This is a genomic window from Mailhella massiliensis (assembly GCF_900155525.1).
GTDB lineage: Bacteria > Desulfobacterota > Desulfovibrionia > Desulfovibrionales > Desulfovibrionaceae > Mailhella > Mailhella massiliensis.
Genome location: NZ_LT706952.1, coordinates 186418 through 199501 on the forward strand (window position 1 = coordinate 186418; position 13084 = coordinate 199501).

The window sequence follows — 13084 nt, forward strand, 5'->3', positions numbered from 1 at the left end:
TTTTTCAGGAGTGTTCCAGCTTCGCCATGCTTTCCAGCACGGGCAGGATGAGCTGTATGCGGTCTTCGGTATCGTAGAAGCGGCACTGATGCCCCTGGATGTCGTGGCAGTCCACGCCGTATTCCGAATCTTTTCCCCGGACGGGCAGATATCCCTCTTCGTCGATGCGGGGATGAAGGGCGCGCAGGCGTTCAAGCAGGCTTTTTTGTGCTTCCGTCAGGGGCGTTTCCCTGCCTTCGGCGCCGGTGATGATCCAGGCGCATTCGTTCATGGTCAGGGAAAGGCCGCAGGGCGCAAGCAGCCTGCACGGTTTGGACTCGTCATCCCATATCAGGCCTTCGACGCCGTTTTCCCGCGCCAGCTCAAAAGCGGCGCGGACAAAGGGGGACCAGTACGAGCCGTTCCTGTTGCCCGTCGCCAAATGTTCCCATTCAAAGGTCTTGTAAGGACTGGTGCCGAAGGCATGGCTGTACCAGCCCCGCGTGTTGCAGGGGGCGGGCCGCATGAAAGGGTAGGCGGCGAAATACCAGCGCCACGGCAACCGCTCTTCACAGGCGTTCAGCCATGCCTCTGCGGCACGGCTCATGCTTTTTTCTGCTTCTTCCGCGGTCTCAGCTTCCCGGACGGTTCGTGCCATCAGTTGAAGGGCGTGCCTCATGCGGGAAAAGTGTTCTTCGTTTCCCGGGGAAGCACAGAGAAATTCCCGCTTTTTTCCGATGTTGCCTTCATGACTGCTCAGGCAGAACTTCCGGCGTGGCGGCTCATAGCCGCCGAAGCTGAGAAGGCCGCGCAGCACCGTGTCGTAAGGGACGGGATGTTCGCCGAAGGCGAGGCGGAAGAAGCGCCATGCGAGGAGCACGGGTTCGCGTTCGAAAACAAGCGTCTTTGTTTTGGCTTCGGTTTCCTTCTCTTCGCGGGAGAACACGGCGATTCTGCCGCGCAGAAGGGGGTGGTCTTCCAGAGAGTCCACAGCTTCCTGAAGTTCCGCATCGTCTGGAAAGGCCGTCCGCAGGTTGCGTTTCGCCTGCTCTTCCCTGAGCTGCCAGGCGTTGAACCGGCTTTCCTCATCCAGGCGTCCTTTCACCATGAGGCTGTACACGCCCTTGAGCTGCGCGGCCCTGTATTCGGGCACAAATTCGTGGGAGGAATGTTCCAGCAGGTTGCGCAGGATGCGGAGCCTCGTTTTCGCCTCCTCCTGCCCGATGCCTTCCGCAAGCACCAGCAGGCAGGCGAAAAGCAGGAAGTTTTCGGCATGACCGGCCCTGCCTTCGCAGCAGCATATTAAAAGGTCGGCATTCTCGTCGACGCTCTGACTGAAAAGAGAAATCTTTCCTTTTTGGGGTAAGGTGGCGGGGCTGGCCTTGATAAAGAACCCTGTAAAAAAGGAAGGTATCCGTTTTTCTGGAACAATACGCTCATGCAGCGCATCCAGCGCCTTCGTCAGAAAGTCGAGATTGTCGCAGGAGGGGCAGAGCCGTTCGCGGGAAGGGGAGAGGGCGGCGACCATGCGGGAGAAAAGGTCGTCTCCCGGCGCGTCGTCCGGTGCTTCCGGGTCCGGCAGGGCAAGCATCATATCCGCAAGGTAACGGCAGAAGGCGGCAAAGTTCCGGTCCGTCGCTTCCGCGGGGTCTTCCTTTCCGCTTCTGTCGGCAAAGTGCGTCCAGAACACGTCGAGCCAGTCGTTGTCCAGCTTATCCGCGATATCTTTGGCCCGTTTCTCCGGGAATTTTTCCCTGAGATGGGGCAGAAACTGCGCCTTGAAGTGTTCCCAGTCCGTGAGCAGCCTGCCGCGCGCGTTCATTTTGATGAAGATTTCCTCGGGCGAGTTGCCGAGGTTCCGCACGCCTTCGTAGAAGAAGCGCACGGGCTCTTTTTCCTTCAGCCGCCGCACAAGGTCGGGCATATCGCGGAAGGTGTCGTCCATCTCGTCCAGCATGACCAGCATGGCCGCGATGGTGGGGTCGTGCCTCCATGCGGGGCTGAACCAGCACTGATTTTTGATGAAGCTGGAAAGCTTCTCCCCGTTCCGGGGGAGGTGCCCGGCATGGGGGCGGGAGCGCAGTTCCCGGCAGAAGAGCCGCGCGCTTTCCCGCACCTCGTAGGTAAAGGGCATGGTGCTCTCATCCAGCAAACCTGCATACCAGTGCAGCAGAAAAAGCGTGGTCAGGCGCTGCTGTCCGTCAAAGGGCAGGAAGGTGCGCCCGTCTTCTTCTCCGTAGATGAAGTCGAGATGCAGCGGTTTTTCCGAGGTCAGCGCCTCCTTCAGCGCACGAAGAAAGTCCCGGCGCACCCGGCGGCTTCGGGCATCCTCCCTGCCCTGAGCGTAATCGCGCTGGATGAGGGGAATGCGGATTTCATGTTCCCGGATAAGCGTGTGAAAGGTCGTGTTTTTCATACCGTGGCTTCTCCCTGTTCCGGCCGGAAGGCGTCGAGCATTTCATGCAGGGCCTTTGCATAACCCTCCCTGTCTTTTTCCGACCACCAGGGCAGCGTTTCCTCCTCTTCGGTGAAGTAACGCAGAAACACGGCTTCCGTGGCCGGGGGAATGTCTTCGCCGTTTTTGATTTTTTCCAGTATCTTCATGCGCTTGACCACGAACAGGGAGTTGTTCAGGCTGCTGTTGGCGTTTTGGTCCAGAAGGGCGAGGTTGAAGAGGGAATGAACATCGCCTCCGTCCGAAGCGCCCATGCGCTTCATGAAGTCGAACACGGTGCGGGAAAGGGCGTCAACGTCCTCCCGCGTCGGATTTTTTTGGGCCAGAAAGCTCTGAAGTTCCTCGGTGCAGCGCTTCCTTTCGGCGGTGAAGGCTTCTTCCGTCACGCCTGCCGCAGGCGGGAGCGCGGCGAAGCGCAGGGTGGAAAGGGCCTTTTCATGCTCTTTCGCCCACGTCTGCCACTGATCCTTCGTATGCAGCGCCTCCACGTTCTGCGCCTGAATGTGCTCAAGGCTCCAGCTGTTTCTCCGGTACATGCGGAAGGGGAAGCGCCGTTTTCTTCTGCGCGCATATTTCACGTTGAAGAGGAAAAGCAGCCGCAAAATGATATGGTTGTTTTGGGGGTAGTGCAGGTCTTCCAGCACGGGAAAGGCCCCGTTACGGGAGAGGCTTCCGCGTATGCGGTCGGATATCCAGTCCCTGAGGGCCGGTTTCGGGCTGATTTTCGCCTGCTTCAGAAGTTCTCCGAGAACGCTTCTACCCTCCACGTTGTTCAGGTAGCCCAGCCGGTGATAATACTCGTTGTCTTCGTACCAGAAGCGCAGGTATTCATGCTGAAGGGAGAGTTCGTGCAGAATGCTTTCGGCGCTTTTTTCCTCCAGCAGTTTGCTTATGGCATGGAAGGAGAAAAGCTCGTCCGTATTGTTCCCTCTTCCGGTGTACAGGTCCAGCAGAAAACCCATGCGCGGCGCATCGTCCCCTTGATCGCCGCCGAGAAAGGCCATGAAGTCTTCCTCGCGCAGGGAGCGTTCCATGTCGTCCCACATCGAGCCGAGAAGGGCGCTTTTCCGGCTTTTTTCGCGCATGTCGTCTTCACCGGGGGCGCTGAGAAGCAGCGCGCGGCACAGTTCCGCGCACGTCAGGGGTATGCGGCCCATGTTCAGGCGGGTGAAGCGCTCCTCCGCGCTGCCTTCCTCATGGGTGACGTCGTACCAGAGCACGCGGACGTTTTGAGTGAGTATCCGGTACAGGTGTTCGTCCGGCGTATGCTCCTGAAAGTAATGCCGTACGACGCAGCTTGCCTGCGCCATGTAGTGAAAATCAATGTTTTTCGAGGCCTGCGCCTTTCCCTCCGGGCTGTCGGCATGGTCCGGGTCTTCGGCAAGGCGCTTCAGAAACTCGCCGCTTTGCGGCCGGTTTTCATAGGTGATGTGGAAGGAAAGGGCGCTTTCTTTCTGCAGGGCGCGGCAAAGCACGGCATCCATGAGAAAAAGGGTGGTGAGTCTCTGCTGTCCGTCGATGAGTTCCCAGTCTTCCCCATCCCGTCTGACGATGAGGGGCTGCAGAAAATAGATGTCGCCCCTCTCTCCGTCGGAGGCGGAATCTTCGCCGGGCTTTTTCCTTTTCTCTGCAAAAGTGGCGATGTCTTCGCAAAGTTCCCTCACCTGCCTTTCCGTCCAGCGGTAGCCGCGCTGATAGCTTTTGACGACAAAGTGTTTTTTCTTCAGGGCATCTTCCAGAGAACGGACGGCAGTTTCCTCATTCATGCGGGCGCTCCTTCGGTAAACTCGCTGCGGCCTGCCGCCCGGGAAAAAGGCGGCACGGGGAAAGAGTAACGCCGCATCATGAGCCTTTCAAGCGGGACGGGGGAGAAATGCCCCTCCCTCCGTATGGGCGGAAAACTGCCGGGCGGGCTACGCCTGCCCGTTTTCGGCCAGACGGCGCAGCGCATCCATGTCGGCAATGACGAGCGGGCGTTCGTTCAGGGTATGGATGACGCCGCGCTTTCTGAGTTCGCGCAGGGCGCGCCGAAGTAAGGTGCGGCGCATGCCCGGCCTGTCGGCCATCTGCGCCTGGGAAATGCCGTGCGGCGTTTTCCCGGCAGCGGATACTCCTGCCCCGGCGAACTCGGAAGGCCCGGCGGGGGAGGTGCGGGCCGGGAGGTGGCTTTTGGTGTCTTTCCGGCATCCTGCGGCGGGGGAGGTGCAGGAAAATTTTCCCTCAAGGCTTTTCCGGCAGCAGAGCCGTGTATCCCTCTGCGGCCCTTGCCCTGCAATGCCGCCGGAAGCAGGAAAAAAGAAACCCCGCAGAAGCGGGGTTTCCAGAAGGGGCGTTTGCTTTCCCTCCGGGCAGGCCCGGACGAGGAGAGGGGCGCATCTTTGCGCGCGGACGGAGGGAGCAGGCGCAGACCGGCGTGCTACAGGTGTTTTTTCCTGCGGGAGGAGGAGGGCAGGCCGAGTTCCTCGCGGTACTTGGCCACGGTACGGCGGGCTATCTTCACGCCGAGTCCGTCGTTGAGGCGCGTGCTGATTTCCTCGTCGGAAAGGGGGTGGGCGGAATCTTCGTTGTCGATGAGGGAACGGATGCGCGCCTTCACGCTTTCCGAACCCACCTGTCCGCCGTCGCTGGAGGAAAGGGCGCTGTTGAAGAAGTATTTGAGCTCGAAGATTCCGTGCGGCGTGCCCACGTACTTGTTGGTGGTAATGCGGCTTATGCTCGATTCGCTGCGGCCTATGTCTTCGGCGATGTCCTTGAGCACCAGGGGCTTCAGGCCGTAGATGCCGTGCTCGAAGAAGTCTCGCTGATGCTTCACGATGCTTTCCATCACCTGATACAGGGTGCGCTGCCGCTCTTCGAGGGAACGGATGATCCACACGGCGGAGCGCAGGCGGTCGTTCATGTAGTCCTTTTCCTCGCTGGAGCGGTTCTGCCCGGAAAGCTCCTCGGAAAGGGGGGAAAGCTGAAGGTGCGGCAGGTCTTCGTCGTTCATGAGAATGACGAACTCGCCGTTCACCTTGCGCACGAAAATGTCGGGGCTCACATAGCAGGGCGTGCTCGAACCGAGGCTCCCGCCCGGGCGCGGTTCCAGACTCTGGATGATGCAGATGTAGTCCTTGAGCGTTTCCATGTCGATGCGGAACTGGCGCAGCAGGGGCTTGTAGCGCTGCTTTTCCAGGTCTTCGAGATGATCGCGCACAAGGCTCACGAGAATGGGGTCGCGGTCGTAATGTTCGGCTCGCATCTGAATGAGCAGACATTCGGAAAGGGTGCGCGCGGCCACGCCCACGGGGTCGAAGTTCTGTATGACGGAAAGCACGGGCGCGATTTCCGCCGCGTCCGCCCCGGCAAGAGCGGCGATTTCCTCATCGGTGGCGGTGAGGTAGCCCGTTTCGTCGAGGTTGCCGATGATGCACTCGCCTATGGCCTTCTGCTTTTCGGTCAGCGGGGAAAGCAGAAGCTGGGCCATGAGGTGGGCCTCCAGCGTGGGTTCGGCGGAATGGCAGGCCTCCAGGGGATTATTGTCTTCCTCCGCAGATTCGTATTCCTGCTGGGCGATGCGCGACTGGCTGGAGAATTCGCCGAGATATTCCTCCCATTCCGCGCTGCGGTTCACTTCCTCCTGCGGCCAGGGACTGTCCTGTTCGGAAGCGTTCCTGCCGCTTTCAGGCTCGGGAGTCGCGGGGACGCTTTCCGCCTCGCGCTCCTCAAGAAAAGGGTTTTCCAGAAGTTCGCGCTGCACCGCTTCCACAAGCTCCTGACGGGAGAACAGAAGCAGGGAAATGGCCTGCTTGAGCATGGGCGTCATGTGGAGCTGCTGGCTCAGCTTGAACTGTTGCCGTATTTCGATAGCCATAATGTCCCCTGGCGTTTTCTGATGTGCCGGTTCTTCCGGCGCGAAGGAGGCGGGCGAAGGCCCGGCGTTTCAGCGAAGTTCTTCTCCCGCCACTTCGGCAAGCTGCCTTGCCGCGCGGCGCACGAAGTCCTCGTCTTCCCCTTCCACCATGACGCGGCAGAGGTTTTCCGTGCCGGAATAGCGCAGCAGCACGCGGCCGTGGGAACCGAGCTTTTCCTCGATGTCCTTCTGCGCGGCCATGAGCTTCTCGCACTGCTCAAAGGGCGTTTTGCGGGTGATCTTCACGTTGATGAGCTTCTGGGGGTAGAGCTTGAGCCTGTCCGCAAGTTCGGAGAGGCGGCGGCCCGATTCGCGCATGATGCGCAGAATCTGCAGCGCGGCCAGAAGCCCGTCGCCGGTGGTGCCGTATTCGCGGAAGATGAGGTGGCCGGACTGTTCCCCGCCCAGCATGGCGTTGTGCCGGCGCATGGCCTCGATGACGTAGCGGTCGCCCACCTTGGTGCGCAGAAGCTCGCCGCCGCGTTCCTTCATGAACACTTCCAGAGCCATGTTGCTCATCACCGTGCCCACGAGGATGTTGTTGTTCAGCTTGCCCTTTCTCATGAGGTCTTCGGCGCAGATGGCCATGATCTGGTCGCCGTCGAGCAGGCGGCCCTTTTCGTCCACCACGAGCAGGCGGTCGGCGTCGCCGTCAAGGGCGAGGCCCACGTCGGCGCGCACTTCGCGCACCTTGGCCTGAAGGTTTTCGGGGTGCAGGGAGCCGCACTGATAGTTGATGTTCAGCCCGTCGGGCGAGGTGCCGAGGCGGAACACCTCCGCGCCGAGCTCCTCGAGCGCCAGCGGAGCCACCTTGTAGTTCGCGCCGTTGGCGCAGTCGATGACCACGCGCAGGCCGTCCAGGGTGAGCTGCTGGGGGAAGCTGCTCTTCAGGTACACGATGTAGCGGCCCGAGGCGTCCACAATGCGGTAGGCGCGGCCCACCTTGTTGGAGGCGGGGTAGTCCCACTCGTAATCCTTGTTGAGGATGAGCTCGGCCATGCGGTCTTCCACCTCGTCGGGGAGCTTGAAGCCCTCGCGGTCGAAGAACTTGATGCCGTTGTCGTGATAGGGATTGTGCGAGGCGGAAATCACCACGCCGAAATCGGCCCGCATGTTGCGGGTGAGAAAGGCGATGGCGGGCGTGGGAAGCGGGCCTACCTGATACACGTCCATGCCCGAGGCGCAGAGCCCCGCCGTAAGGGCGGATTCGAACATGTAGCCGGAAAGGCGCGTATCCTTGCCGATGATGACCTTGCGGCGGCATTCGTCGGAGCGGAACACCGTGCCTGCGGCAAGGCCGAGGCGCAGCGCCATTTCTGCGGTGAGGGGATAGGTGTTCACACGGCCGCGCAGGCCGTCGGTTCCGAAAAGACGTTCAGACATGGCTCTTCCTGTTCTTACTTGTGTTCTTGATCGGCGCTTTCTGCTTTCTGTTGCGCCTGTTCCGGGGCTGCGCCGTTCCGGTTCTGAGCTGCGGGAGCGGGAGCTGCCGCCCCGGCGACGGCCGCGGGCTTCTGTGCCGCGCCGGAGGCCTTTTCCTCACGGGGCTTTTCGCCGGACATCATGGTGGGGGCCTTGAGATCGCCGGGCTGGAGCACGTCCGCAGGCAGGGGAATGTCGTTCAGGGAGAAATCCCCGGTGACGCGCTGGTTCGGCAGGCCCATGCCGAAGCTGGAACTCGGCATGGAGAAAATGCTTTCCGCAGGCGCCCACACGGCGCCGCCTTCTTCCTCGCGCAGGGAAAGAACCACGCTGGAAGGCTCGATGGACACGAGCCCCGCGCCCGAAGGCAGCATGACGATGGGCGGAATCTCGGCCCTGTCGCCGGGCGTGAAGGCGGCCGGCTCCCGCACGATGACGCGCACCGCGTCGAGGTAGTCCTTGTCTTCCACCAGAGCTTCGGGGACGGAAATCTCCACGCTGGCCTTGTTCGGGCTCACTTCGTATATCGCGTTTTCGCTGTCGAGCAGAATGTCGCGCGTGAGCGTCACGTTTTCGGTCTTCATGTCCAGCGAGTAGCGCAGCGTGGTGACGGGCGGGGTGATTTCCACCTGCGGCGGAGCCACGATGGCCACGTTGGCTTCATGCGGGCCTTCGCTGGCGTTCTTGGTGGGGTCGTAGACCACGATGAGCCTGTCCAGGGAATTGACCTGGGTTTCCGGCCCCTTCACCGTGACGAAGGAAGGTTCCAGTATGGGGTGGGAGATGAGGTAGGGCGAATCCTCGGGCAGAGGGAGCAGCTTGTTTTCCAGAGGCACCACGCGTTCGGTGAGGGCGTCGGCCTCGAGAACCAGGCGGCTCGGCATGATTTCGAGAATTTCAAAGGCCTTGAAGTCGGGAATGGAATCCACAGCCATGGGCAGGGCCGTGGCCCCGCGCTGCACGCCGGAAAGATCCACCGTATAGACGAGATCGCGCGAGTGCAGATTGCGCAGCAGCTCGGCGGAACCGCGCAGGCGCACGGAAATATGGTTGACCATGCCTTCGCGTATGATGAGCCCTTCCGGCAGGCCCCGGTATTCCACACGCAGTTCGACCTGCGTTTCCACATGGTCGCGCCCCACGACGAGATACCACAGCCCCGTGGCGATGACCAGGGAAAGCAGCGCGAAAAGAACGGTCTGAATGCGGCTGTTACTGATTGAGGACATTGGCCAGTATCCGTTCCAGGCGTTCTTGGTTCAGGGGGTTGGAGAGGTGGCCGTCCTGGGCTAGCGTCACTTCTCCGCGTTCTTCCGATACCGCAATGGATATGGCGTCGCTCACTTCCGTGATGCCTATGGCCGCCCTGTGGCGGGTGCCGAAGTGCTGGCGGGCCAGGTTGGCGAGCGGCAGCACGCAGCCCGCCGCCACGATGCGGTCGTTGTGGCCGATGATGACGGCGCCGTCGTGCAGGGCCGTGTTGGGGAAGAATATGGTGGCGAGAAGATCCTGCGAAACCACGGCGTCGATCTTCACGCCCTTTTCCATCATGTCGCCGAGGGCGACGTTGCGCTCGATGACGATGATGGCCCCTATGCGCCGTGCCGCAAGCGCGCATGCCGTGCGGCTCACCGTGCGTATCATTTCCGTGCGCACGTTGGTTTTTCGCCGGAACAACATGCGGAAATTCATGTTGGACAGTGCCTGACGTATGTCCTGATGGAAGAGAATGACCACCACGAGGAACAGGGAGCTGAACACGTTCTGCAGCAGCCAGACCAGCGTGAACAGCCCGAGGAACTGCGCCGCCGCAAAAAGGGCGAGCAGAAGCAGCAGGCCGTTCAGGGCCGCCATGGCGCGGGTGCCGCGCACGAAGCGGATGCCGTAGTAGCAGAGTATGGCCACTATGATGATATCCAGCAGGTCGCGCCAGCCGAAGGTCAACTGCCCGAGTGTGAACATGTCAGTCCTTCCAGGGGGTGAATCGTTCGGCAAGCGTGAGCGCCTGCCGTGCGGAACAAACGTCGTGCACGCGGTGATGCAGCACGCCGCGTGCGGCCAGAAGGGCGGTGCATACGTTCGTGGCTTCGCCACGATGCGCAACGTCGAGCCCCAGAAGATCGCCGAAAAGGCTCTTGCGGGAAACGCCGAGCAGCAGGGGCCTGCCCAGGGCCGAAAGCCTTTCCATGCTGCGGAGCAGGGTGGCGTTGTGCTCCGCGCTCTTGCCGAAGCCTATGCCCGGGTCGAGCATGATGTGCTCTTCCGGCAGCCCGGCCCTGACGAGAGATGCCATCCTTTCTTCAAAAAAGGCGATCACCTCGTCCGCCACGTCGTCGTAGCGCGGGGCCTTCTGCATGGTGCCGGGCGTCGTGCCGGGCAGGCAGTGCATGAGCACATAGCCCGGCCGGTAGGCGGCCACCACGTCCATGAGTTCCGGTTCCCACGCACATGCGGAAATATCGTTGATGATGTCCGCCCCGGCTTCCAGCGCCTCCTTCGCCACAAGGGCGCGCCAGGTGTCCACCGAGACAAGCCTTTCGCTGAAGGCTCCGTGTTCCTCCCTGCGGCCGTCGCATACGGCCGTAACGAGGGGCAGCACGCGGGCAAGCTCCTCTTCGGCGGGCACGTCCTCCGCGCCCGGGCGGGAGGAGGCTCCGCCGAGATCGAGCACGCGCGCCCCTTCTCCGGCAAGCTTTTCCGCATGGGCGAGCGCCGCGCCCTTTTCCACATAGCGCCCCCCGTCGGAAAAGGAATCGGGCGTCACGTTCACCACGCCCCACAAGGTGAAGCGTGAAGGCGTGCCGCCCTGTTTTTCATCGGAAACAGGGCTGAATGCCCCATGGCGAAGCATCCAGACCGGCGTCATTACTTTTCACTCCGGGGCTCGTCGCCGGGGGCGTCGCCCTTGTCTACGGGCGCATCTTGCGCGGCGGGGGCGTCGTGCGGCCCCTCGGCCTTCTCGGCGCTTTCCGCGCCGGATTCCGCGGCGGAATCGTCCGCGTCTTCAAGACGGAATTCTCCGGCGTTCTGCCCGTCCATCTGAAAGGGAGGCAGGCTTTCGCCCCGCATGAGGATGTCGATGTCCTCGCCGGAAATGGTTTCCCTTTCCAGCAGGGCGCGGGCGATGGCGTGCAGCATGTCGATGTGCTCGGTGAGCAGGGTGCGGCAGCGTTCGCGGGCCTCGTCGATGAGAGCCTTGACCTCGCTGTCCACCAGGCGGGCCATGTCGTCGCTCACGGCGCGGCTGTGGCCCCATTCGCGGCCGAGGAACACTTCCTCTTCATGGTTGCCCACGGTCTGCGGGCCGATCTTTTCGCTCATGCCCCATTCGCACACCATCTTGCGGGCCATCTTGGAGGCGCGGTCGATGTCGTTGCCCGCGCCGGTGGTGATGTCGCCGAAGATGATTTCCTCGGCCACGCGGCCGCCGAGAAGCACCACGAGGTTGTTGCGCAGAAATTCGCGCGAGTAGCCGTGCCTGTCTTCGTCGGGCAGCTGCATGGTCACGCCCATGGCGCGGCCGCGGGGAATGATGGACACCTTGTGCACCGGGTCGGCCCCGGGCAGAAGCTTGGCCGTGAGGGCGTGGCCGCCTTCATGGTAGGCGGTGATCTTCTTTTCCTCGTCGCTCAGGATGAGGCTGCGGCGTTCCTTGCCCATGAGCACCTTGTCCTTGGCGTATTCGAAGTCGGACATGTTCAGGCGGTTCTTGTTGAGCTTGGCCGCCTGAAGGGCCGCTTCGTTGACGAGGTTCTCAAGGTCCGCGCCGGAGAAGCCGGGCGTGCCCTTGGCAAGCACGGTGAGGTTCACGTCCCTGGCAAGGGGCGTGCGGCGGGTATGTACTTCAAGGATGCGTTCGCGGCCGCGCAGGTCGGGAGTGGAAACCACCACCTGCCTGTCGAAACGGCCGGGGCGCAGAAGCGCGGGGTCGAGCACGTCGGGCCTGTTGGTGGCCGCGATGAGGATGACGCCTTCGTTGGATTCGAAGCCGTCCATTTCCACGAGCATCTGGTTCAGGGTCTGTTCGCGTTCGTCGTGTCCGCCGCCGAGGCCGGCTCCGCGCTGACGGCCCACGGCGTCGATTTCGTCGATGAAGATGAGGCAGGGCGCGTTCTTCTTGCCCTGGGCGAAAAGGTCGCGCACGCGGGAAGCGCCCACGCCCACGAACATTTCCACGAAGTCGGAACCGGAAATGGAGAAGAAGGGCACCCCGGCCTCGCCGGCCACGGCGCGCGCCAGCAGCGTCTTGCCGGTTCCGGGAGGGCCTACGAGCAGCACGCCCTTGGGAATGCGGCCGCCGAGCCGCGTGAACTTGCGCGGGTTGGAAAGAAATTCCACCACTTCGGCCAGTTCTTCCTTGGCTTCATCCACGCCGGCCACGTCGGCAAAGGTCACCTTGCCCACCTGGTTCTGGTCCTGCATACGCGCGCGGGAACGGCCGAACGACATGGCCTTGCCTCCGCCGCCCTGCATCTGCCGGGCAAAGAAGATCCACACGCCGATGAGCAGCAGCATGGGGAACCAGGAAATGAACACCGACATGGCGAGCGGCGTTTCCTCGGGCTTCTTCACGTCGATGACGACGTTCTTGTCCTTGAGGTTCTGGATGAGATTCGGATCGTTGGGCGCGTAGGTGGCGTAGGTGCGGCCGTCGTTGGTGTTCACGGTGATGTTGCGGTCTTCAATGACCACCTGCCCCACTTCGCCGTTTTCCACCTGCGAAAGGAAGGTGCTGTAGGCAACGGAATGCTGGGGACCGCTCCCTGTTTCGTTGAACATGCTGAAGAGGGAGATCATGGCAACGGCAATGATGCTCCACAGCAGAATATTGCGGGAAAACTGGTTCAAAGCTGCCTCCATGGCTGCTTATGATGACTCACTCGAACGGAGAAAGGCCCGGCACGGACCGGGCGGCCACAGGTGAAACGACGGGCTCCGCCGAAGGCATGATGCCTCCCCCGACGTTTTTTATACTTGTAATGCCACTTGCCGACTTTGACAATGATGAGAAAGCCCCTTTTTCTCTGGAAAAGAGTTTTTCTGCAAGAATCGTGCCGTATCGTCGTCCGCTCCGGCGCCGCTGCACGGAAGCGCGTCCGGCGTCGAGTCCTTCCGCGTCCTCTGCCGGAAGAAGGAGAGCGCTCTTCGGGGCACGGCTCCGGGGCGGAAGGCTCGGCGCAGGCGTTGTTGCCGGAAGCGCCGGGGAGAAGGGCCCCCCCGGGAAGGCGAGCCCGGCAGCCCGTCTTTTTCTCTGCGGGGAAGGGGGGGCCGCGCAGCCCTGCGGAGGCCCCTTGCCATCGCTTCCGCCATGGGCTAGCATCGCGCCCGCAGAAAGC

Annotated in this window: 9 protein-coding genes; all 9 read right to left on the reverse strand. The window is 61.9% G+C overall.

All coding sequences use genetic code 11. The features are described from left to right. Positions 1-4: 4 nt before the first annotated feature. Entirely contained in the window at positions 5-2395 is a 2391-nt protein-coding gene (locus CZ345_RS10965) for a DUF262 domain-containing protein (RefSeq protein WP_077073187.1), read from the reverse strand. Continuing rightward, a complete protein-coding gene (locus CZ345_RS10970; RefSeq protein ID WP_077073188.1) occupies positions 2392-4200 on the reverse strand; it encodes a DUF262 domain-containing protein in 1809 nt (602 codons plus the stop codon). Before CZ345_RS10970 ends, CZ345_RS10965 begins: the two co-directional genes overlap by 4 nt. A gap of 147 nt (positions 4201-4347) precedes the next feature. Then, a complete protein-coding gene (locus CZ345_RS17575; RefSeq protein WP_275425394.1) occupies positions 4348-4758 on the reverse strand; it encodes a helix-turn-helix domain-containing protein in 411 nt (136 codons plus the stop codon). A gap of 92 nt (positions 4759-4850) precedes the next feature. Further along, positions 4851-6287: an RNA polymerase factor sigma-54 gene (gene rpoN, locus CZ345_RS10980; protein ID WP_077073189.1), complete on the reverse strand. Its 1437-nt coding sequence runs from the start codon at positions 6285-6287 to the stop codon at positions 4851-4853. Positions 6288-6356: 69 nt separating this feature from the next. Then, complete coding sequence (gene glmM, locus CZ345_RS10985) at positions 6357-7709, reverse strand: phosphoglucosamine mutase (protein ID WP_077073190.1); 1353 nt, start codon at positions 7707-7709, stop codon at positions 6357-6359. 14 nt (positions 7710-7723) lie between these two features. After that, positions 7724-8977, reverse strand: a complete 1254-nt coding sequence (locus CZ345_RS10990) for a CdaR family protein (protein WP_077073191.1) — start codon at positions 8975-8977, stop codon at positions 7724-7726. Further along, entirely contained in the window at positions 8961-9710 is a 750-nt protein-coding gene (gene cdaA, locus CZ345_RS10995; protein ID WP_077073192.1) for a diadenylate cyclase CdaA, read from the reverse strand. The genes CZ345_RS10990 and cdaA overlap by 17 nt, the downstream gene beginning before the upstream one ends. 1 nt (position 9711) lies before the next feature. After that, a complete protein-coding gene (folP, locus tag CZ345_RS11000; RefSeq protein ID WP_083717386.1) occupies positions 9712-10614 on the reverse strand; it encodes a dihydropteroate synthase in 903 nt (300 codons plus the stop codon). Then, positions 10614-12608, reverse strand: coding sequence for an ATP-dependent zinc metalloprotease FtsH (gene ftsH / locus CZ345_RS11005; RefSeq protein ID WP_204224289.1), 1995 nt, complete (start codon positions 12606-12608; stop codon positions 10614-10616). Before ftsH ends, folP begins: the two co-directional genes overlap by 1 nt. Positions 12609-13084 lie beyond the last annotated feature (476 nt).

What these genes read in the sequence shown, in the direction of transcription:
- folP (WP_083717386.1), bottom strand. Translation starts at nt 10,614, where the DNA reads ATGACGCCGGTCTGGATGCTTCGCCATGGGGCATTCAGCCCTGTTTCC.
- CZ345_RS10970 (WP_077073188.1), bottom strand. Translation starts at nt 4,200, where the DNA reads ATGAATGAGGAAACTGCCGTCCGTTCTCTGGAAGATGCCCTGAAGAAA.
- glmM (WP_077073190.1), bottom strand. Translation starts at nt 7,709, where the DNA reads ATGTCTGAACGTCTTTTCGGAACCGACGGCCTGCGCGGCCGTGTGAAC.
- CZ345_RS10990 (WP_077073191.1), bottom strand. Translation starts at nt 8,977, where the DNA reads ATGTCCTCAATCAGTAACAGCCGCATTCAGACCGTTCTTTTCGCGCTG.
- ftsH (WP_204224289.1), bottom strand. Translation starts at nt 12,608, where the DNA reads ATGGAGGCAGCTTTGAACCAGTTTTCCCGCAATATTCTGCTGTGGAGC.
- cdaA (WP_077073192.1), bottom strand. Translation starts at nt 9,710, where the DNA reads ATGTTCACACTCGGGCAGTTGACCTTCGGCTGGCGCGACCTGCTGGAT.
- rpoN (WP_077073189.1), bottom strand. Translation starts at nt 6,287, where the DNA reads ATGGCTATCGAAATACGGCAACAGTTCAAGCTGAGCCAGCAGCTCCAC.
- CZ345_RS10965 (WP_077073187.1), bottom strand. Translation starts at nt 2,395, where the DNA reads ATGAAAAACACGACCTTTCACACGCTTATCCGGGAACATGAAATCCGC.